The sequence below is a fragment of the Nocardia sp. NPDC005978 genome, from assembly GCF_040614455.1.
Classification (GTDB): Bacteria; Actinomycetota; Actinomycetes; order Mycobacteriales; family Mycobacteriaceae; genus Nocardia.
The window spans coordinates 1-18,922 of the sequence record NZ_JBEXUS010000024.1; the positions used below are offsets into that span (position 1 = coordinate 1).

Annotated in this window: 20 protein-coding genes and 1 pseudogene; 8 read left to right on the forward strand and 13 right to left on the reverse strand. The window is 67.6% G+C overall.

Annotated elements, in window-relative coordinates; all coding sequences use genetic code 11:
* Positions 1-106 precede the first annotated feature (106 nt).
* Positions 107-613 carry a DUF488 domain-containing protein gene (locus ABZ319_RS13535; protein WP_354986675.1) on the forward strand — a complete coding sequence of 169 codons (507 nt, stop codon included), beginning with the start codon at positions 107-109 and terminating at the stop codon, positions 611-613.
* Between the two features lie 136 nt (positions 614-749).
* Here the strand turns inward: ABZ319_RS13535 and ABZ319_RS13540 are convergent, their stop codons facing one another.
* From ABZ319_RS13540 to ABZ319_RS13555, 4 genes are read right to left on the reverse strand one after another with little or no spacing between them, the layout of a single operon-like run.
* Positions 750-1,406: a response regulator transcription factor gene (locus ABZ319_RS13540; RefSeq protein ID WP_354986676.1), complete on the reverse strand. Its 657-nt coding sequence runs from the start codon at positions 1,404-1,406 to the stop codon at positions 750-752.
* A complete protein-coding gene (locus tag ABZ319_RS13545; RefSeq protein WP_354986677.1) occupies positions 1,403-2,554 on the reverse strand; it encodes a histidine kinase in 1,152 nt (383 codons plus the stop codon). Before ABZ319_RS13545 ends, ABZ319_RS13540 begins: the two co-directional genes overlap by 4 nt.
* Positions 2,551-3,291 carry a hypothetical protein gene (locus ABZ319_RS13550; RefSeq protein ID WP_354986678.1) on the reverse strand — a complete coding sequence of 247 codons (741 nt, stop codon included), beginning with the start codon at positions 3,289-3,291 and terminating at the stop codon, positions 2,551-2,553. The genes ABZ319_RS13545 and ABZ319_RS13550 overlap by 4 nt, the downstream gene beginning before the upstream one ends.
* Positions 3,292-4,221: an ATP-binding cassette domain-containing protein gene (locus tag ABZ319_RS13555; protein WP_354986679.1), complete on the reverse strand. Its 930-nt coding sequence runs from the start codon at positions 4,219-4,221 to the stop codon at positions 3,292-3,294. It lies immediately after the preceding gene.
* Between the two features lie 599 nt (positions 4,222-4,820).
* Between ABZ319_RS13555 and rox the strand changes: the two genes are divergently transcribed.
* The gene (gene rox / locus ABZ319_RS13560; protein WP_354986680.1) at positions 4,821-6,251 is read left to right on the forward strand and encodes a rifampin monooxygenase; all 1,431 of its coding nucleotides are present in this window, start codon (positions 4,821-4,823) and stop codon (positions 6,249-6,251) included.
* 85 nt (positions 6,252-6,336) lie between these two features.
* Here rox and ABZ319_RS13565 read toward each other — a convergent pair whose 3' ends face one another.
* Positions 6,337-6,990 carry a TetR/AcrR family transcriptional regulator gene (locus ABZ319_RS13565; RefSeq protein ID WP_354986681.1) on the reverse strand — a complete coding sequence of 218 codons (654 nt, stop codon included), beginning with the start codon at positions 6,988-6,990 and terminating at the stop codon, positions 6,337-6,339.
* A gap of 88 nt (positions 6,991-7,078) precedes the next feature.
* Here ABZ319_RS13565 and ABZ319_RS13570 point away from each other — a divergent pair, with 88 nt between their 5' ends.
* On the forward strand, positions 7,079-8,527 hold the full coding sequence (locus ABZ319_RS13570) for a carotenoid oxygenase family protein (protein WP_354986682.1): 1,449 nt from the start codon (positions 7,079-7,081) through the stop codon (positions 8,525-8,527).
* Positions 8,528-8,609: 82 nt separating this feature from the next.
* Here ABZ319_RS13570 and ABZ319_RS13575 read toward each other — a convergent pair whose 3' ends face one another.
* The 6 genes from ABZ319_RS13575 to ABZ319_RS13600 all read right to left on the reverse strand — a co-directional run bounded on the left by ABZ319_RS13575 (position 8,610) and on the right by ABZ319_RS13600 (position 14,587).
* A complete protein-coding gene (locus tag ABZ319_RS13575) occupies positions 8,610-9,833 on the reverse strand; it encodes an acyltransferase (RefSeq protein WP_354986683.1) in 1,224 nt (407 codons plus the stop codon).
* 71 nt (positions 9,834-9,904) lie between these two features.
* Complete coding sequence (locus tag ABZ319_RS13580; protein WP_354986684.1) at positions 9,905-10,771, reverse strand: SGNH/GDSL hydrolase family protein; 867 nt, start codon at positions 10,769-10,771, stop codon at positions 9,905-9,907.
* A gap of 63 nt (positions 10,772-10,834) precedes the next feature.
* Positions 10,835-11,197, reverse strand: a complete 363-nt coding sequence (locus ABZ319_RS13585) for a hypothetical protein (protein WP_354986685.1) — start codon at positions 11,195-11,197, stop codon at positions 10,835-10,837.
* Positions 11,198-11,392: 195 nt separating this feature from the next.
* Complete coding sequence (locus tag ABZ319_RS13590; protein WP_354986686.1) at positions 11,393-12,247, reverse strand: SGNH/GDSL hydrolase family protein; 855 nt, start codon at positions 12,245-12,247, stop codon at positions 11,393-11,395.
* Between the two features lie 300 nt (positions 12,248-12,547).
* Positions 12,548-13,594 carry an acyl-CoA desaturase gene (locus ABZ319_RS13595; protein WP_354986687.1) on the reverse strand — a complete coding sequence of 349 codons (1,047 nt, stop codon included), beginning with the start codon at positions 13,592-13,594 and terminating at the stop codon, positions 12,548-12,550.
* 315 nt (positions 13,595-13,909) lie between these two features.
* A complete protein-coding gene (locus ABZ319_RS13600) occupies positions 13,910-14,587 on the reverse strand; it encodes a TetR/AcrR family transcriptional regulator C-terminal domain-containing protein (RefSeq protein WP_354986688.1) in 678 nt (225 codons plus the stop codon).
* Between the two features lie 104 nt (positions 14,588-14,691).
* Between ABZ319_RS13600 and ABZ319_RS13605 the strand changes: the two genes are divergently transcribed.
* From ABZ319_RS13605 to ABZ319_RS13615, 3 genes and pseudogenes are all read left to right on the forward strand, one after another.
* Entirely contained in the window at positions 14,692-15,180 is a 489-nt protein-coding gene (locus tag ABZ319_RS13605; protein ID WP_354986689.1) for a nitroreductase family deazaflavin-dependent oxidoreductase, read from the forward strand.
* A 32-nt stretch (positions 15,181-15,212) separates the two neighbouring features.
* A pseudogene (locus ABZ319_RS13610) lies at positions 15,213-15,908 on the forward strand (ATP-binding cassette domain-containing protein); the annotation flags it as partial.
* 59 nt (positions 15,909-15,967) lie between these two features.
* Positions 15,968-16,786: an ABC transporter permease gene (locus tag ABZ319_RS13615; RefSeq protein WP_354986690.1), complete on the forward strand. Its 819-nt coding sequence runs from the start codon at positions 15,968-15,970 to the stop codon at positions 16,784-16,786.
* A gap of 25 nt (positions 16,787-16,811) precedes the next feature.
* Here ABZ319_RS13615 and ABZ319_RS13620 read toward each other — a convergent pair whose 3' ends face one another.
* Entirely contained in the window at positions 16,812-17,129 is a 318-nt protein-coding gene (locus tag ABZ319_RS13620; RefSeq protein WP_354986691.1) for a helix-turn-helix transcriptional regulator, read from the reverse strand.
* Positions 17,126-17,491, reverse strand: a complete 366-nt coding sequence (locus ABZ319_RS13625) for a type II toxin-antitoxin system RelE/ParE family toxin (RefSeq protein ID WP_354986692.1) — start codon at positions 17,489-17,491, stop codon at positions 17,126-17,128. Before ABZ319_RS13625 ends, ABZ319_RS13620 begins: the two co-directional genes overlap by 4 nt.
* Before the next feature lie 219 nt (positions 17,492-17,710).
* Here ABZ319_RS13625 and ABZ319_RS13630 point away from each other — a divergent pair, with 219 nt between their 5' ends.
* Positions 17,711-18,325: a maleylpyruvate isomerase family mycothiol-dependent enzyme gene (locus tag ABZ319_RS13630; RefSeq protein ID WP_354986693.1), complete on the forward strand. Its 615-nt coding sequence runs from the start codon at positions 17,711-17,713 to the stop codon at positions 18,323-18,325.
* 253 nt (positions 18,326-18,578) lie between these two features.
* Complete coding sequence (locus ABZ319_RS13635; RefSeq protein WP_354986694.1) at positions 18,579-18,896, forward strand: hypothetical protein; 318 nt, start codon at positions 18,579-18,581, stop codon at positions 18,894-18,896.
* Positions 18,897-18,922 lie beyond the last annotated feature (26 nt).

Here is an 18,922-nt window from a genome sequence, read left to right on the forward strand (position 1 = left end):
GCCGGGGGGGGGGGGGGGCGGGCCGCCCCCCCCCCCCCCCCCGGGCCGCGGCGACATCAACCTGGCGCGCACCCACCGGCGCGCCACCGATCGACTCGGGTACGCCATGACACGAATCCTGACAATCGGCGTCTACGGCTTCACCGCCGAGACCTTCCTCGACACGCTCGCCACCGCGGGCGTGACCCTGCTGCTGGACCTGCGCCAGCGCCGAGGCGTGCGCGGTCCCGACTACAGCTGGGCGAATTCGCTGCGGCTCCAAAGCGCCCTCGCCGCAACCGATATCGGGTATCGGCACATCCGGAACCTCGCCCCGACCACCGAGTTGCGTCAGCTGCAATACCGGGAGGACGACAGGCGCGGGGTCGGCAAGCGCAATCGCGTGGCCCTGGCCCCGGAATACACCGAGCGCTATACCCGCGAAATCTTGACCCCGTTCGACCTGGACGCCCTCGTGGCCGGGCTGCCCACGGACGCGTCGGTCGCGCTGTTCTGCGTCGAACGCGACGCCGGCGCCTGCCACCGCTCCCTGGTCGCGGCGCGCCTGCGCACCGATCTTGGGATGGCGATCACGAACCTGCACCCGGTGTCGGCTATGACAAGGGAGCCGTAGCATCCTCCGAATTCCGGGCAGATATGGCGAGCCCGCTGGTGGGGGCCGAGTTTGGGCTGGTCGCGCGCACCATGGCCGGTGAGCGACTGATGGCCGATGTCCCTGTGCCGACAATCCCGGCTAGCGCGTCGATCGATCAGCGTGGCGTGACGAGCCGGGCTTCGTAGGCGAAGATCGCGGCCTGGGTTCGGTCGCGCAGGTGGAGTTTGTCGAGAATTCGGCTGACGTGGGATTTGGCCGTCTGTTCGGAAATGACCAGATCTCCGGCGATTTCGAGGTTGGAGCGGCCACGCGCTATCAGAGTGAGGACCTCTATCTCCCGGCCCGTGAGGCCCGCCAGGCGGTTCTTCACCGGGGCGGGGGGATCGGCCCGGGCGGCGAACTCTTCGAGCAGGCGGCGGGTGACCGATGGCGCGAGCAGCGCGTCGCCGCGCGCGACCACCCGGACGGCGTCCGAAAGCGCTTGGGCCGAGGACTCTTTGAGCAGGAAGCCGCTCGCCCCCGCGCGCAATGCGGCGTAGACGTACTCGTCGAGGTCGAAGGTGGTCAGCATGATGACGCGGGTGGACCGGGCCGCGGCAGCGATACGGCGGGTGGCTTCGATGCCGTCCATGACCGGCATCCGAACATCCATCAGCACGATGTCGGGACGATGGTGTTCGACCTCGTGGATCGCTCGCATGCCGTCCTCGGCGAGCGCGACGACGTCCATGTCGGGCTGAGCGTCGAGCAGGACGGCGATGCCCTCGCGAACCAGGCGCTGATCGTCGGCCACCAGCACGCGAACGGTCATGGCTTCGGCTCTCCGATCGGGAGGGAAACGGCGACGCGGAACATGCCGGTCGCGTCGGGTGCGGCGTGAAATGTGCCGCCCAGCAGTGTGACTCGTTCACGCATACCCGGCAAACCCTGCCCGGCCCCAGATGCGGTGCCGGCATGGCGGCGGATCTCGTTGTCGATCCGGATGCGAATCCGTTCCGGGGCGATGTCGATCACGATCCGCAAGGGTGCTCCGGGGGCGTGCCGCAGGGCATTGCTCGAAGCTTCCTGCACGATCCGATACGCGGAGAGACCGAGTCCGGGCGGCAATCCGGCGGGGTCGCCGGTCACCGCGCAGTCGACGGGGGTTCCGGCGGCGCGCACCGAGTCGATCAGGGCATCGATATCGGTCAGGGTGGGCTGGGGGAGTAGTCCGGTCTCCCCGGAGCGCAGCACACCCAGGATGCGCCGCATCTCCCCGAGCGCGGTCACCGCGCTGTCGCGAATGGTGTCGAGACCGGCGAGGGTGGAAGGCGCGGCCGCGGGGTCGCGAACCCGGATCGCTTCGGCCTGGATCGCGATCACCGACATATGGTGTGCCACCACATCGTGCAGCTCGCGCGCGATACGCGCGCGTTCCTCGAGCAGGGCCCCGCGTTCGCGCTCCCGGTCGACGGCATCGCGCTGGCGGCGCAGGGTGCGCCTGGTGTCGAGCAGAGCGCGGGACGCTCCGCCGGCCACCAGGGCGAGACCGGCCAGGACCGCCAACTCGATCGACCCGGCAACCGCGTCCGGGGGGCGTAGCGCCAGGGTCAGCCCGAGGGCGAGAACCAGTGATACACACCAGTACCCGGCCGCGATGCGCGGTGTCGTGCCGAACGCGATGAGCGCGAGCACGGCAAGGTGGCTGTTGAACATCGGGTCCACCCACAACCCCGCGTCCACCCACACCGAACACAGCGCCGTCGCCCCGGCCGAGATCACCCAGGCGGCGTGCGGTACGCGCACCGCGATCAGCAACGCGAGCCCCTGCGCCAGGGCCAGCCCGAGGGCCTGCCGGTTCGACAGGCCGGTATCGGATTGCAGGGTGTGCAGCACTATCGCGAAGGTCAGAATCGTCAGCACGGCCGTCGCCACGAGCCATCCCCACTGCCGGACAACGGGCTTCGCGAATCGATTCATGCGTCACGCCGATCGAACATCACGCCCGCGCCGGCCAGCGCGAGCATCGAGTATCCGAACATCACCGCCAGGGCGGCCCAGCCACCCAGGGTTCCCAGGAGCTCGGGCGCGGAGTCCGAACTCTGTGCCAGTTTCGCGACGACCGCCGACGGACTCGCCCCGCTCACCCACGGCCCGGCCCTGCCGAGCAGCGGACCGAGGATCCCGGGCAGCACGGCCACCGACAACATCAGCGCGACCGCGCCGGCGGACGATCGCAATGCCACGCCCGCCGCCACCCCGAGGCAGGCCATCGCCGGATAGCAGGCCGCGACCCCGAGCAGCGCCGGAAATGCATCGCCCGCAGCGTATTTCGATGGATCGAGCAGCGTCGTGCCGAGAGCCATTGCCAGACGGCCGGACAGCGTCCCGACAATGCTCGCCACGAGCACCGCGACAAGGGTTTTGGCCGCGAGAACCACCTCGCGGCGGGGCCGGGCGGCCAGCACCGCCCACAGCGTGCCCGTCGAATACTCGGTGGTCACCAGCAAGGCGCCCCACGCCCCGATAAGCGCGAGACCCAGCCCGGCTCCGGTCAGCGACCCACCGAGCACCGTATCGTCCGGACGCAGGCTTTCGGTGAGCCCGACCAGCAGCGCCACCGCCGGGCCGAGCAGCGTCGTCAGCAGTGGCAGCGCGCTGAGCGACCGCACCGATCGGACCTTGTGCGCCTCCGAACGGACCTGTGCGGCCAACATTCACGCCACCTCCCCGGCGACCCGGTGCCGATGACGCCCGTGCGGGGTGACCAGGTCGGTGTACACATCCTCGAGCGAGGCCCGCTGTTCGGTCAACTCGGAGACGATCACCCCGGCCTCGGCCGCTATCGCACCGACGCGGGCGGCGGGCACGTCCCGGATCACCAGCCGGTGTTCGGCATCCGGTTCGATCCGGTCCGCGCCGACTCCGGCGCGGGCGAAAGCCCTTGCCAGCGCGGCATTGTCGTCGGATCGAACCCGGACTGCTCCCGCCGTGCTCCGGGCGATGAACGCGGGCATGGGTTCATCGGCCAGTAATCTGCCGCCGCCGATCACGAGCAGGTGATCGGCCACCAGCTCCATCTCGCTCATGACATGACTCGACAGCAGCACCGTGCGACCCTGTCCGGCCTGCCCGCGCAGGAAGCCGCGCAACCATCGAATGCCCTCGGTATCGAGCCCGTTGGTGGGTTCGTCCAGCAGTAGCACCGCGGGATCGCCGAGAATGGCCGCGGCGATGCCCAGGCGCTGCAACATGCCGAGGGAGAACCCGCGCACCCGCTGCCGCGCGACCGAACCCAGGCCGACGACGGCGAGCACCTCGGCCACGCGCGCGCTCGGAATCGCATTGCTCAGCGCCAGCATGGTCAGGTGATCGCGGGCGCGCCGATCCGGATGTACCCGGCGGGCATCGAGCAGCGCCCCGACCGTTCGCAACGGTTCACGCAGGGTGCGATAGGGCCGGCCGCCGATCAGCACGGTGCCCCGGCCGGGCCGGTCGAGGCCGAGGATCATGCGCATGGTCGTCGATTTCCCGGACCCGTTGGGGCCGAGGAAGCCGGTCACCCGGCCGGGCTCGATTGTGCAACTCAGCTCCGAAACCGCAACTGTCGCACCGTAGTTCTTGGTCAAGGCATCGCATTCGATCACGCATTCCACGCTATGACCGCGGCTCGCCGACCACATCCGGCGAAGGAGTGCATCCGCGCATCACTCTCGAGGACCACTCGGCACGATCCGATCGCATCGCGCATCCGCCCGGGCGACCACTCGCTGCGCCGATGTCGGCCGAGCGGGCTGACCGGCGGAACGAGAAGACGGGTCGAGGTGATGTGGGCATCGTCCGCATGCAGCCATGTCTGCTGGATTGGATGGTTGCCAGATCCTGCTCGGCCGACAGCGGGGCGCTCGATCGTTGTCCGGTGCGCGAACCGCGCCGAACAGGACGAGCCGGATCTGCAGGAGAGGACTGTCCGCGACCCCGGACATGGGCGGGGGCAAGGAGAGAAATCATCCTTGCCCCACTTCAATATATAGCTCACCCCGGGGCTTGCGGCAAGGCCCGGGTGATGCTGCACAATCATCGGCCGAAGCCGGTACCTGCGGAAATCGGGTTTCGCGACGCATCCACGCACCGCTTCGCCCGGGGGTTCCGCGGCAGGTGGAATCTCCGGATGAACGGCGCGGGGGAGTCGGGAACGCTCGGCGCGGAGCGGCCGGCCGAGGTGGATCGAGGGAACGGAGAGTTCATGATTGATGTGATCGTGGCCGGCGGCGGGCCGACCGGGATGATGCTCGCCGGTGAATTGCGGCTGCACGGGGTGGAGGTGGTGGTCCTCGAGAGGGACCCCGAACCGACGCCCGTCGTGCGCTCGCTCGGGCTGCACGCGCGCAGTATCGAGATCATGGATCAGCGTGGCCTGCTGGATCGATTTCTCGCGCAGGGCACGAAGCATCCGGTGGGCGGATTCTTCGCGGGCATTCCCAAGCCGTCACCCGAGGGGCTCGATACCGCGCACCTGTACACCCTGGGCATTCCCCAAACCCGCACCGACCGGTTGCTCACCGAGCACGCCCTCGAATCCGGCGCCGAACTGCGGCGCGGCTGCGCGGTGACCGGGCTCGACCAGGACGAGCAGGGGGTGCGGGTGGAACTGTCGGACGGAACGAGTCTGCGGGCGCGGTACCTGGTGGGGTGCGACGGCGGCCGCAGCACCGTGCGCAAACTGCTCGGCGTGGACTTCCCCGGCGAACCCGGCACGGTGGACACCCTGCTGGCCGAAGCGAAGTTGACCGCGTCCCCGGAGTACATCGACGAGATCGGGGTCGAAGTCCGCAAGACCCAATTGCGTTTCGGCGCAATGCCGCTGGGCGACGGGGTGTACCGGATCGTGGTCCCCGCCGCCGCGGTCGCCGAGGACCGTTCGGTGCCGCCGACCCTGGACGAGCTCAAAGCGCAGCTGATCGCGACCGGCGGCACCGATTTCGGCGTGCACTCGCCGCGCTGGCTCTCCCGCTTCGGCGATGCCACCCGCCAGGCCGAGCGCTATCGCACCGGACGGGTGTTCCTGGCGGGCGACGCCGCGCACATTCACCCACCCACCGGCGGACAGGGGCTGAACCTCGGCGTCCAGGACGCGTTCAATCTGGGCTGGAAGCTCGCGGCGGCGGTCAACGGCTGGGCGCCGGAGAATCTGCTGGACACCTATCACGCCGAACGGCATCCGGTCGCGGCCGAGGTGCTCGGCAACACCCGCGCGCAAATGCAGCTGATGCTGCTGGAGCCGGGGCCGCAGGCCGTGCGCAAGCTGGTGGCACGACTGCTCGACTTCGAGGATGTGAACCGCTATCTGACCGAGATGATCCTCGCGATCGGCATCCGCTACGACTTCGGCCCCGGCCCCGACCTGCTCGGAAAGCGTTTGCACGACATCGAATTGAAGGAGAACGGCCACCTCTACGGCCGCATGCGCCGGGGCCGTGGTCTGCTGCTCGATCAAACCGGCACGCTGTCGGTGTCGGGCTGGGCCGATCGCGTGGACCTGGTCTCGGATGCCAGTGACGAGCTCGACGCGCCCGCCGTGCTGCTGCGCCCCGACGGTCATGTCGCATGGATCGGTTCCGAGCAGGCGGATCTCGCCGCGCACCTGCCGATCTGGTTCGGCGCAGCCACCGGGTAGTGCGCCTAGTTGGGCCGGCCGAATTCGGGATGGTTCGAATTCGGCCGGTACCTATGCAGATTCATCCAACCGAGGCCCGTGACTCCTAGCCCAGCCACTCCGACGTTCGGGGAGATGCGGGGGCCGGTGGCTGGAGGACGTTCATGCACATCCGCGCGCAGTCGGCGGCGAGTTCGGCGGCGGTCATGGTGATCGCACCGGACAACCATTCCTCGATTATCTGGTCGACGCCGCCGGTGATGAACAGGCTGGCGCGGCGGAGCCGGGACGGGTCCGGGGCGAATCCCAGGGCCGCGGGGGCGTATTCGACGACCAGGTCGGCGACGGTGTCGACCACGGCGCGGCGGCGCTGGGCGAGGGCGCCGATGCCTTTGGGGTCGCTCGAGATGATGCGATGTAGATGCGGGTCGCTCGCCACGGCTTCGAAGAACGCCTCGAGCGCCGCGACCAAACGCGTTTCGGCCGGTCCGGTGCCCGCCAGTCCGGCAGTCACCATCGCGGCCAGCAGTTCGTCGCGGACCTGGTCCGCGACCGCGAGCAGGAGTTCGTCGAGGTTGGCAAAGTGCTCGTAGAAGTAGCGCGGAGTGAGGCCGGAGGTCTTGCATACGCCCCGCACGGTGACCGCGGTGATGCCCGACTCTCCCCACGCCGCGGTCGCCGCGGCCAGTAGCCGATCACGGCGGGCGGAGCTGCGTTCCGCCGCACTCACACCGCCGTAGGGACGGGACTCCTCAGACATTGACAGCAGTGTAATCGGCTCCTACATTCTGATAACGCTCGTATGCAGAATACGCGCGTTATCAGAATTGGTTCAAAGGAGAACCGCGATGACCACAGCGCGAACCGGCCGGGCCCTGACGCCCTATCAGCAGGTCACAGCCCCGCTACTTGACGAGCACGATTACCACGTGACCCGGATCGACGGCGCCCTTCCCCCCGACCTCACCGGAACCCTCTACCGCATCGGCCCGGGCAAGTACCAGGTCGGCCGCACACTGCTGCACAACATCTTCGACGGCGACGGGATGATCTCCCAGTTCATCCTCGACGGCCGCTCGGTGCGATTCCGCAACCGCTACGTGCGCACCCGGCACTTCGAGCACGGTCAGAAGTCGAACACCGTCCGATTCCGTGGCGTCGGGGATCAGATCCCGGGCGGCTTCTGCGCCAACGTCGGCCGGTTGCCGGAGAACGTGGCCAACACCAACATCGTCAACTACGCCGACGAACTGCTCGCGCTCTGGGAGATCGGCAACCCGCACCGGATCGACCCCGAAACCCTGGACACCCTCGGGCGCACCGACTTCGATGGTCAGCTCGGATACCTCGGCGCCTTCTCCGCCCACCCGAAGTGGGACCCCGTCACCGGCGACATGTACAACTTCGGCCTCGACCTGCTCCCCACACCCCGCATCCGCACGTTCCGGATCGACCGCGGCGGCAAGCTCACCAAACTCGCCACGGTCCCGATGCTGGATCTGCCCTGGAACCACGACTTCGCATTGACCCGGAAGTACATGGTGTTCGTGCTGGACCCGATCATGCCCAACATCGCCAAGATCGCGCTGTCGATGACCTCGTTCGTCGACTCTCTGGAATTCAAGCGCAACAGGGGAACCCGGTTCGTCCTGGTCCCCAGGAACGGCGGCCGCGTCCGCATCGTGGAGCACGAGGCACTGCTGCACGTCCACTTCACCAACGCCTACGACGACGGCGACGATGTCGTCGTCGAACTCCCGCGCCTGGAAACCGACTGGGACAAACTACGGAACATGACCGGGGTGGTCAATCGCACCGACCGCGGCATCCCCGAGTACCCGGACTCCACGCTCATGCAATACCGGATCACCAGGGACGGCCGCATCATCGAGAATCAGATATCGGACCGATCCGGTGAGTTCCCGCAGTACGACTGGCGCCGGGGCACCCGCAAACACCGCTACACCTACTTCGCCGGCAAGGGCGGCCCGGCGAAGCTGTTCAATTCCGTGGTCAAGGTCGATACCGAGACCGGCGAGACCACCGGCTGCGACCTCGGCCCCAGCTCGGTCGGCGAACCACTGTTCATCCCGCGTAGCCGCGACGCGGCCGAAGACGACGGCTGGCTGCTGGCCATGAACCACCATTTGGACGAAGACCGCTCCCAGCTCGTCGTCCTCGACGCGCGCGATCTCGAGCGCGGGCCGCTGGCCACCGCCTGGCTCGACCACCACATCCCCTGGGGATTCCACGGAACCTTCAAACGCCGGATCGCCGCACCGGCGCCGGTGTGGTGATCGAGACACCGCGCGACACCCCACGGCAAACGACGATGCCCGCCCGGAAGACTTCCCGGACGGGCATCGTCGGTACTCCGAATCAGCTGACCGGCACCGGATCCGGCTTCGGCTTGCGCTTGGGCCTGGCGAAATTCTTCATGATCGGCAGATCCACCCAGTGGTACAGCACCGCCGCGATGGCCGTCGCGACCACCAGGCTCAGCAGGGAGAAGCCGGCCCAGCCGAGAATCCCGAACTGCTTGCCGCCGATGAGGTATCGGGTGATCACCACCATGACGGGGAACTGGATCAGGTAGAAGGCGAACGACACGTTGCCGAGCCAGACCATCCGCGGGTGCGAGTTGATGCCGCGGATGCCCGCCAGATCACGGGTGGCCATGGTGGCGACGACCGCGGTCATGGGCACGAGCATCAGTACCGACATCTTGTAGTTGACCGGGACGACCCAGGTTGCCGCGTAGGTGATGGCGAGGGTGAGCAGGGGCAGCACCATACTCGTGTTGCGCCACTTGCCCTCGAGCACCATGCGGGCCGCGAGCACGCCGAGGAAGAACTCCGGCAGGCGCGAGAGCGGGAAGGTGTAGCTCAGCCAGTACGACAGCGAGACGGGGATGTCGGGCTGGGCGAACCACGCGGGGGAGGCGTGCAATTCGTAGTACGGCGAGTTGTCGCCCGGGACCAAACGCGGGGCGAAGGCGTTGGCCGTGCCCTTGAATCCGTCGACCCAGAAGAAGTAGCTGGTGTGCAGCGCCACGATGCCGAGCATGAGCAGGCCCGCGGCCAGGAGCAGATGGCGTGTGGGGATGCGCCGGATCAGCGGCAGCACCAGCGGGAAGGTCGCGTAGAACAGCACTTCCGAGGCCAGCGACCAGGAGGGCACGTTCAGTCCACCGACCGTGGTCCACTTCGGCACCCAGGTGTGCACCAGCAGCAGGTTGGGCACCCAGACCACCACGCGGCTCAGCGGCACACTGGCCGCGACGATGAACGCGGCCGCGGCCAGCAGGTGGGTCGGATAGATCTTGAGCACCCGGCGCCGATAGAACGCGCGCGTGGACATGCCGGGCCGGACCGACCAGTAGATGATGAACCCGGACAGCACGAAGAAGAACGTGACGCCGGCCGCGCCCAGCTGCATCGGAATCCACTGGTGGATGGTCTTGAACGTTTCCGACTTCTGGAACGGATAGACCGGCAGGAACACCAGCGCGTGCAGCACGAAGACCGCGAACGCCGCCCACCAGCGCGCGCCGGTCAGCGAGGGCAGCGGGGGCCGAGTCCGATCGGCATCCGCTGCCGTCACCGCGGCAGCGGATTGCACTGGGGGAGCGGTCGATCCGGCTTGCGCCGCAGGCACGACCTCGGGTGGGCGGGTCATCGGACGTACCTTTCGTACAGCGCATTCGCGACTACGGCGTCGCCGGTGGGCGACGGGTGGAACGGCAAGCCATCGAACTTGACGGTCGGATCGAAGACGCCGTTGACCCACGGTTCGGGCGAACACAATCCGTGCCCGGTGGTCACGGCGCGGGCGTCGAAGAACTCCACGTTCAGTTCCCGGGCGGCTTCACGCTGCGCCAGGTCCATCCGGTTGAGGTATTCGACGATGGTGCGGCCTCGCGGCTGAACGAAGGGTACGACACCGAAGAAGTTCAGGCAGACCGTCTCCTGCTCCTCGCGGAACAGTTCGGGATAGCCGACGAGCACGATGCGCGCGGCGGGCGCGTAGTAGCGAATGTAGGTGACCGCGTTGCGAATACGATCGGCGAACGCCGCACCCGTGATGGCCTGCGCGTCGGGCATGCGCCCCTCGGCGACCGCCTCGGTGCCGCAGCCTTCGGCGAGATCGAAGACGCACGCGCGCATCGCATCCCACAGCGACGTGTCCGACCCGCCCCAGCGATCGTTGAGTCCGAACTGCAGCGTCACGAGTTTGGTGGCGGGCCCGAAAGCCCCCGCCGTGGCGCCGGCCCGCGTCTCGTGGGTCAGCGTGTGTCCCGGCGGGGTGTCGATCGATGCGCCCAGACACGAGATGTCCGCGACCTGCTCGGCGCCACGTGCGCCGAGCCTGCCGGTCAGCTGCGCGGGCCATGCCGTCGGCCCGCGCAGGCACTCGTTCGTGGGCAGCGGGTCCCAGACATTCGCGGTGAACGAATCACCAAGGACGACAATTGGTTTGCCCTCGGGAGCAGGCGCCGCATGCGCTCCCGGAATCGCCGTCAGGGCGGTGGATGCCGCCACTACCGCGGCGCACAACCACCGTCCACTGTTTCCCGACACCTGAGTAGCTCCGAATCCCTCGGCTCAGTAGCCGGCGCGCGGCTCGAAGCCGGGGGCGTCCAGGGTGGGCGGCGCGGGCTTCTCGGGCGCCTTGGTCTCCGGGGCGGGCTTGGGCGCGGGCGCGGCAGGCTGCGGCGCGACCGGCTCGGGGGCGGCGGGCTGCTCGGGGGCGGGCTGCTCCGGCGCGGCCGGCTGCGGAGCGGCCTCGGTGGTGGCGGCCGGGGCGGTGGTCGCGGCGGGGGTGGTGGTGGCGGCCGGCACGGTGGTGCTGGACGGGGTGGTGGTGTCGGCCTTGTCGTCGCCACACGCGGCGACGCCGCCGACGAGCAGCATTCCGCCGAGCACCGCGGCCGCGGAACGCATCACGAACACACCTGGGGTACGCATCTTCATAGAGTCCTCGAATCGAAAAATGAAGTGTGAAAAGTTCACTTCAGCGGGGAGTGTACAAGAGAAACGAGCGTTGTAGATCCGGTTCCCGCAAGCCCCAAAACCGCAGGGCAATACGGTGTTCCGGGTCGATAGCTAATGGCTGTCAACCCTGTTACGGGGTGGTTTTCGGCCTGCGCCGACCCCGAGAATTCACTTGCCGTAGCGTTCGTAGAGGGCGGTGGCGACCACCGAATCGCCCTTGGTGGACGGGTGGAAGAACAGGCCGTCGATGTCGGTCCGGGGGTCGAAGACGCCGTTGAGCCACGGCTCCTCCGAGCACAGGCCGTGTCCGGTGGTGAGGGCGCGGGCGTCGAGGAATTCGATCTTCAACAGCTGCGCGGCCTCGCGCTGGGCCTTGTCGATGCGGTCCATGTACTCGACCACCGCGCGCCCGCGCGGCTGGATGAACGGCGCCGCGCCGAGGATGTTCAGGCACACCGTGCTGGTGCCCGGGGTGAACAGCTCCGGATAGCCGACGAGGACGATCTTGGCGTTCGGCGCGTAGTAGCGGATGTAGGTCACCGCGTTCTTCATGCGCTCGGCGAGCAGCTTGCCCGAGACGCCGTTGAAGTCGGTCATGCGACCCTGGGCCACCGCGTCGGGATCGCAGCCCTCGGCGAGGTTGAACACGCACGTCGGCAGCGACTTCCAGAGCGTCTGCTCGGAGCCGCCCCACTTGTCGTTGAGGCCGAACTGCAGGGTCACCAGTTTGGTGCGTGGTCCGAAAGCGCCCGCCTTATCCGCTTTCGAGGCCTCCATGCCCATGGTCCAGCCGGGACCGCTGTCGACCGACGCGCCGGGACACGAGGTGTTGACCATCTGGTCGGTCCCGTGCACGCCCATCAGGCCGCCCAACTGCGCGGGCCAGGCGGTATCGCCGTGCCGCAGGCAGGTATTGCTCTCGTCGAAGAAGTCCCACGCGTTGGCGGAGAACGAATCGCCGAGTACCACCAGATCTTTCCCCCCGGAGGCGGATTCCGCCCCCGCCCCCGCGATCCCGGTCATGGAGACCGAGAGTGCTACCCCGGTGGCACACAGCCACCGTTTGCTATTGCCGAACACCTGTATTCCCTGGCCTTCTCATCGCCCGCGGATCGAATCCGGCGCTGCCGGATCGGGGGTGCGGGCTCGTGCGTATGCGGAGCGGGTCCAAACTGAAGTGAACGATGTTCACTTCAGCGGGAGTGTACAAAAGGGCTCCGGACATACCACCCATAACGGTGAAAAAACCTGCCCCGAAAATCCGGGGGGCACCATCACGCCAGGTCGCGGGGCGTGATGGGTCAACCGCGGGGGCGTGATGGGTCAACCGAGCGGGCGGGCCTGCCGTCCGACCTCGTCGAGATGGCGCATGGCTTGCGCGTAGGACACGAAGAGACCGGTCTCGGCGTACGGGACGGCGATCTCGGCGCAGAAGGCCGCGACCATGGGCTGGGCCCGGCGCAGATTCGGCCGCGGCATGGATGGGAACAGGTGGTGCTCGACCTGGTAGTTGAGTCCGCCGAGCAAGGTGTCGATGAAGAAGCCGCCGCGCACGTTGCGCGAGGTGAGCACCTGGCGGCGCAGGAAGTCGGTGGTGTCGCCTTCCTCGAACACCTCCATGCCCTTGTGGTTGGGCGCGAACGTGCAGCCCATGTAGAAGCCGAACAGGCCCTGCTGCACCGCGATGAAGACCAGCGCCTTGCCCGGGGGCAGCACCAGGAACACCGTCGAGAGGTAGCCGATCGCGTGCGCGGCCAGTAGCGCGCCCTCCCAGCGACGATGCGGGATCGGCCAGCGCAGGCACGCGCGCACGCTCGAGAAGTGCAGGCTGCCCGCCTCGAGGAACAGCAGCGGGAAGAACAGCCACGCCTGGTAGCGGAAGATGAAACGCCGCCAGCCGCGTTCGGCCGCGGCCCGGCCGCCGGAGAAGGCGAGCACGCCGCCGACATCGGGATCGGCGCCCTCGGTGTTGGGATGCGCGTGGTGCCGGTTGTGGTTGCTCGTCCACCAGCCGATGCTGAGGCCGATGCCGAGGTTGCCGGCGATCAGGCCGTACAGGTAATTGGCCCTGCGGGTGCGGAAGATCTGCCGATGGCCGGCGTCGTGCCCGAGGAACGCGATCTGGGAGAACACCACGGCCAGCAACACCGCGGGCGCCAGCGTCCACCAGGAATCGCCGATCAGCGCGAACGCCGCCCAGCCCGCGAGGAATGCGCCGCCGGTGATCGCGCTCTTGATCGCGTAGTACCCGTAGCGCCGGTCCAGCAGTCGCGCCTCGCGCATGCGTCGCTTGAGCACCGCGTACTCGCTGCCCCGAATGGGGGCCGACTCGGCGACCCGGGGCGGCCGATAGTCGGGCTCGGTCCGCATCGGCCGAAGCGGTGCCATCTCAATTACCACGGTCGCTGCACATCCTGGGTGTCGCTGTTCGAGTCGCCGGACTCGACACGAGCATGACGGGACGCGACCACCGCCGGGTGAACGGACCCGTGGAATAGCGACACATCTGCATGACAATCTCGCGCAGAATGCCGGGTTCACGGCGTTTGTCGTGAACTGCCCTCGGGGCGTCAAAACGGCTTCTGCGCAACTTGTTTCGGGTCGGTCAGGCGGTGCGGGTTGCGCGGGCCATTATTCATGACCTTTCGGACGGGTCCGCGCCGGGGGACCGTCAAGGCCCCGCGATCAGGAACGTAGTCGCTCGAGGCCGTCCAGCACCAGGTCCAGGCCGAACTCGAACTCGCTCTGATCGTCGCACCAGCCCAGGGTCGCGCTCTGGTCGTCGTGGCCCGGATCCTCGGCGAGCATGCCCGCGATGTTGGGGAAGCGATCGGCCATGGTCGCGAGGGTCGCGGCGCCTTCGCGTTCGTGTTCTTCGGACATCGGCTGGAACAGTTCCTGGGTGAACCCCAGTGCGCGACTGCCCAGCGCGTGCATGGCGTGGTGGGTCAGGTCGTAGGAGAAGCCGCCCAGGCGCAGCAGGCCGATGATCGAATCGAAGTACGCGATGATCGAGAGCGTCATGGGTGAGCGCGAGCCGATCAGCGCCGGCGCCCAGGGGTGGGTCAGCAGGACGCCGCGGGCGGTGAGAATTCGGCTGCGCAGCACGGGTTTCCACTCGGCGGGGGAGTTCGCGGTCACCGGTCCGACCGCCGCGTTGATCGCGTCGAGCACGACTTCGACCATGCCGTCGAGCAGTTCGGCCTTGTTCGCCACGTGGTGGTAGAGCGACATGGCCTCGACCCCGAGGTCGGTGGCAACGCTGCGCATGGTCACGGCCTCGATGCCGTCGCGATCGGCGCGGGCCACGGCCGCGTCCAGGATCTGTCCCCGGCTCAGGCGGGGTCGTTGCTCGGTGACCATGGTTTCCCAACCTACCGTACGTCGTAAGTTTGCCCGCTCTTGACAGCCTTACATTGTAAGTGTTTCGCTGGGAAGCGTACGACTTACAACGTAAGGGAGCAATCATGTGGGTTCTCATCGCGATAGCCGCGGGCACGCCGATCGGGCTGGCGCTGGCCTGGTTCCTGTTCCTGGTGGTGGTGATGCAGACCGGCTACGCGCCGGGGCTGGCCGTGGTCCGCCGGTTCAATCGCCGGGTCACCAATCGGGGCGTCATGAAATCCGCCGGGCAGCCCGGGGCGTCCGCCTCGATCATCCGGCACGTCGGGCGCTCCAGCGGGAAGGCGTATGCCACCCCGGTCGGGATCACCGAAGCCGGGGATGACTTCCTGATCTCGCTGCCCTACGGCACCTCGCCGGACTGGCTGCGCAACGTGCTCGCCGCCGGCCGGGCCGAGGCCGTCCACGAAGGCCGGACCTACGGGGTGGGTTCACCCGAGCTGGTGCCGGCCGCGTCGGTCGCGCGCTATCAGTCGCGCACGGAACGCCTGGGGCAGCGCGTGTTCGGCGTCGATCAGGTGCTGCGGCTGCGCCGGACGGCGGTCGAGGGCTGACGGCGCGGGCTGGTTCGGAAAGGGGAAATGTCATGACCCGATACGCGATTCGCGCCGAGGGCCTGCGCAAGCGGTTCGGCGATACCGTCGCGGTCGACGGGATCGACCTGGCCGTGCCCGCGGGCTGCGTCTACGGGGTGCTCGGCCCCAACGGCGCGGGGAAGACGACCACGATTCGGATGCTCGCGACGCTGTCACGACCCACCGGCGGGCGGGCGTGGATCTTCGGACACGACGTGGCCGCCGAACCCGCGGCCGTGCGCTCGCGGATCAGTCTGACCGGCCAATACGCCTCGGTGGACGAGGATCTCACCGGAATGGAGAACCTGGTCCTGATGGGCAGGTTGCTCGGACACCGGCGACGAGTCACCGCCGAGCGCGCCCGGGAACTGCTGGCCGCCTTCGGGTTGGAAGCAGCCGCCGACCGCCCGGCCAAACGCTATTCCGGCGGCATGCGGCGGCGACTCGACATCGCGGCGAGCATCGTCGTCACCCCCGATCTGCTGTTTCTCGACGAGCCGACCACCGGGCTGGACCCGCGCAGCCGCACCGCGGTGTGGGATGTGGTGCGGGAGCTGACCACCACCGGCACCACCGTGCTGCTCACCACCCAGTACCTGGAAGAAGCAGACCGTCTGGCCGATCGGCTCGCCGTGATCGACCACGGGCGCGTGATCACCGAGGGCACGACGACCGAACTGAAAGCCGCCGCCGGGCACAGCACGCTCGACGAGGTGTTCCTGGCCCTGACCGCCGCCGAAGAGCAAGCCCGCGAGGAGATTCCGGAATGACCACCGATTCGGCCGGCCCGCTGCGGACGGCACTCTCGACCATCGAACGGCCGCCGCGCGCCGATGCCGTCGCCGCCGTCGTCTCCTTCGTCTGGCGCGCGATGCTGCGCATCAAGCATGTGCCGGACCAGCTTTCGGATGTGACGGTCTTCCCCCTGATGATGCTGGTGATGTTCACCTACCTGTTCGGCGGTGCGCTGGCCGGTTCGACCGGCGACTATCTGCAGACCGTCCTGCCCGGCATCCTCGTCCTGACCGTCACCATGACCACCCAGTCGACCGCGGTCGCGCTCAACGCCGACATCGGCAGGGGGGTGTTCGACCGCTTCCGGTCCCTGCCGATCTGGCAGCCGGCCCCGCTGGTCGGGGCGCTGCTGGCCGATGTCGCGCGCTATGTGATCGCCGCGAGCGTCATCGTGGGAGTCGGTGTGCTGCTGGGCTTCCGGCCCGGGGCCGGGGTGCCGGGGCTACTGGCCGGGGTGGGGTTGGTGCTGCTGTTCGCATGGAGCCTGTCGTGGGTCTGGACCACCCTGGCGCTGCTGGCCCGCACCCCCGAGTCGGTGATGTTCCTGGCGATCCTGGTGACGTTCCCCCTGACCTTCGTCAGCAACGTGTTCGTCGACCCGGCCACCCTCCCCGGATGGCTCGAGGCGTTCGTGAACGTCAATCCGATCACGCAGCTGGTGACGGCGGTGCGTGGGCTGATACACGGGATGCCGGCCGGAACGGAGGTCGCGCGGGTGCTGGGGATCTGCGCGGCGCTGGTGGCGGTCTTCGGCCCGCTGACCATGCGGCTGTACCGCCGCGAACGATGAGGCAGGGCACGTAGCTCAGGAACGGTCACGCAATGGCGGCAACGTCTCCATCGTCGAAATGAATCGACTGGTGCAGCCGACCCCCGAGTGCCGTCGCATATCGGGCGAGCACCTCCTGACCGGAGATATGACCTCGTTCGATCTGTGAGATCCGGCCCTTGGTCACACCCATACGCACGGCAAGTTGCTGCTGGGTGAAACCGCGGCTCTTGCGGATCTCGGCCAGCCGATGTCCCACGATTTCCGCAAGAAGCTGTTCCTTGCCGGCCTGCACGGCGGCTTCGCCACCCGCACGCTCGACAAAATCGCCCCGAATGTCCTTCCAACGAGAGTATCCGCTCATCGCCGACCCTCTTCTTCCTCTCGCCGATCCTTCACGTACTGCTCATATCGTTGCTCCGCCAAGGGGATTGCGGTGCGGTACCAGGAAGCCCAGCGTCGCGCTTTGTCGCCCGCCACCAGCAGGATGCACGTTCGCCACGGGTCGAACACGAACAGTATCCGAACAGTGCCTGGCCGAAGCTCTTTCAAGTTGGAAAACGAGGACCCGCTGATCGTGTCGACCAGCGGTCGGCCCAGCCCCGGACCGAAATCGGACAGCGCGTCGATTGCTTCGACCACTCTCTTGTAGCTCAGCTCGTCCAGATCCTCGATCCAGTCTCGGACCTCGTTCACAACGTAGATCTCCCACTCCTGGTCGGCCATTCCGGAAGTATAGGAATCACTATACCTCCGTGTGTGGAAATCGGCGGAGGTGGGATCGCACGACGTTGCCCTTCCCGAACCAGGCAGGGCAGGTGCCGATTTGATGGTCACGTGACGAATGCGTGGGTTGTCGGTCCCGAACTTCTGCGCTGGCGCATTCCGCGAGACCCGCTCACGCGCCTTGTTCCGCTGGGTCGTGTGGGGTGCTTGAGTAGGCCCATGGCAACCCGAACCCGTGCGATGATCGCGCACGAGCGCCGCAGCCTCGCCGAACTGCTGCGCACCCTCACCGCCGAACAGTGGGCCACCGAATCGTTGTGCGCCGGTTGGCAAGTACGCGACGTCATTGCCCACCTTCTCTATGAATCCACCCCGCCGCTGACCTATGTTCTGGAAACCGTGCGTGCGCGCGGCTCTTTCGACCGGATGAACGCCGACTATGTTCGCCGCGGGCGGGAACTGTCACTCGAAGAACTCCTGACCCGGTTCGAAGCCACCATCGAATCCGGTCTGGCCGCCCGCACCGTTCCCCGAATAGCGCTCGCCGACACCCTGATCCATCACCAGGACATCCGCCGAGCCCTCGCCCTGCCCCGTGCCGTCCCGGCTCCCCATCTGCTCTCGGTCCTGCGCCATCCCGACCCCTTCATCCGCCCCGGACGCCGAACCCGTGGCCTCCGCTTCACCGCCACCGACCTGCCCTGGCAGCACGGCGCCGGACCCGAAGTGACCGGCCCCGGCGAGGCGATCGTCATGGCGATCGCCGCCCGCCCCGCAGCCCTGGCCGACCTCGAAGGCCCCGGCCTGCCGCTGCTCCGCGCCCGCCTCGACTGATCGAGGAAACACTCCCGCTTCGGCCGAATATCGCGGCGGTGGGAGAATGGTCGAATGGCTGGTGCCGGCAGGCAACTGATTTACCGAAATTCCGTAGTTGATTTTGAGGCCGAACCGCCGCACAGAATGGTCGAATCCAGTCGAGATTTGCATATGGCCGGTCAGATAGGTGTTTTTCAGCGCGTCGGCGAATAAGTAACGTGTGCGACCCCGCCACGCGATGTTCAAAACAACATCGATTCAGGAGGTCGAAATGCTATCAGCGAAGCGGATTGCCGCCGGAGCATTTGTTGCAACCGCAGCCGTGGGCACCGTTCTTGCCGGTGGGGGCGCCGCACAGGCGGACGTACCGGTGTGGCAGGCCAACTGCCACGTGTACAACGTATTCAATACCGGCGGAATGTCCAATTGCGAGTTGCCGACATGGCATCAGGTGAAGCTCACCTGCGTCGCCTGGCCCGTGCCGTTCACCTACTGGAAGTACGGCCCGCCCCAGTACGGCCAGAACCAGTCCTGGGCCAGCTGCGATTCCTTCAACGCGATGGTGAACATCGAAGTGATTCAGGCGTAGGCGGGTGCGGTTCAATGCCGGCAGCG

Excerpts from the sequence above, each read along its gene's own strand:
- ABZ319_RS13535 (WP_354986675.1), top strand. The coding sequence starts at position 107 with ATGACACGAATCCTGACAATCGGCGTCTACGGCTTCACCGCCGAGACC.
- ABZ319_RS13540 (WP_354986676.1), bottom strand. The coding sequence starts at position 1,406 with ATGACCGTTCGCGTGCTGGTGGCCGACGATCAGCGCCTGGTTCGCGAG.
- ABZ319_RS13545 (WP_354986677.1), bottom strand. The coding sequence starts at position 2,554 with ATGAATCGATTCGCGAAGCCCGTTGTCCGGCAGTGGGGATGGCTCGTG.
- ABZ319_RS13550 (WP_354986678.1), bottom strand. The coding sequence starts at position 3,291 with ATGTTGGCCGCACAGGTCCGTTCGGAGGCGCACAAGGTCCGATCGGTG.
- rox (WP_354986680.1), top strand. The coding sequence starts at position 4,821 with ATGATTGATGTGATCGTGGCCGGCGGCGGGCCGACCGGGATGATGCTC.
- ABZ319_RS13565 (WP_354986681.1), bottom strand. The coding sequence starts at position 6,990 with ATGTCTGAGGAGTCCCGTCCCTACGGCGGTGTGAGTGCGGCGGAACGC.
- ABZ319_RS13570 (WP_354986682.1), top strand. The coding sequence starts at position 7,079 with ATGACCACAGCGCGAACCGGCCGGGCCCTGACGCCCTATCAGCAGGTC.
- ABZ319_RS13585 (WP_354986685.1), bottom strand. The coding sequence starts at position 11,197 with ATGCGTACCCCAGGTGTGTTCGTGATGCGTTCCGCGGCCGCGGTGCTC.
- ABZ319_RS13590 (WP_354986686.1), bottom strand. The coding sequence starts at position 12,247 with ATGACCGGGATCGCGGGGGCGGGGGCGGAATCCGCCTCCGGGGGGAAA.
- ABZ319_RS13595 (WP_354986687.1), bottom strand. The coding sequence starts at position 13,594 with ATGCGGACCGAGCCCGACTATCGGCCGCCCCGGGTCGCCGAGTCGGCC.
- ABZ319_RS13600 (WP_354986688.1), bottom strand. The coding sequence starts at position 14,587 with ATGGTCACCGAGCAACGACCCCGCCTGAGCCGGGGACAGATCCTGGAC.
- ABZ319_RS13605 (WP_354986689.1), top strand. The coding sequence starts at position 14,692 with ATGTGGGTTCTCATCGCGATAGCCGCGGGCACGCCGATCGGGCTGGCG.
- ABZ319_RS13615 (WP_354986690.1), top strand. The coding sequence starts at position 15,968 with ATGACCACCGATTCGGCCGGCCCGCTGCGGACGGCACTCTCGACCATC.
- ABZ319_RS13620 (WP_354986691.1), bottom strand. The coding sequence starts at position 17,129 with ATGAGCGGATACTCTCGTTGGAAGGACATTCGGGGCGATTTTGTCGAG.
- ABZ319_RS13625 (WP_354986692.1), bottom strand. The coding sequence starts at position 17,491 with ATGGCCGACCAGGAGTGGGAGATCTACGTTGTGAACGAGGTCCGAGAC.
- ABZ319_RS13630 (WP_354986693.1), top strand. The coding sequence starts at position 17,711 with ATGGCAACCCGAACCCGTGCGATGATCGCGCACGAGCGCCGCAGCCTC.
- ABZ319_RS13635 (WP_354986694.1), top strand. The coding sequence starts at position 18,579 with ATGCTATCAGCGAAGCGGATTGCCGCCGGAGCATTTGTTGCAACCGCA.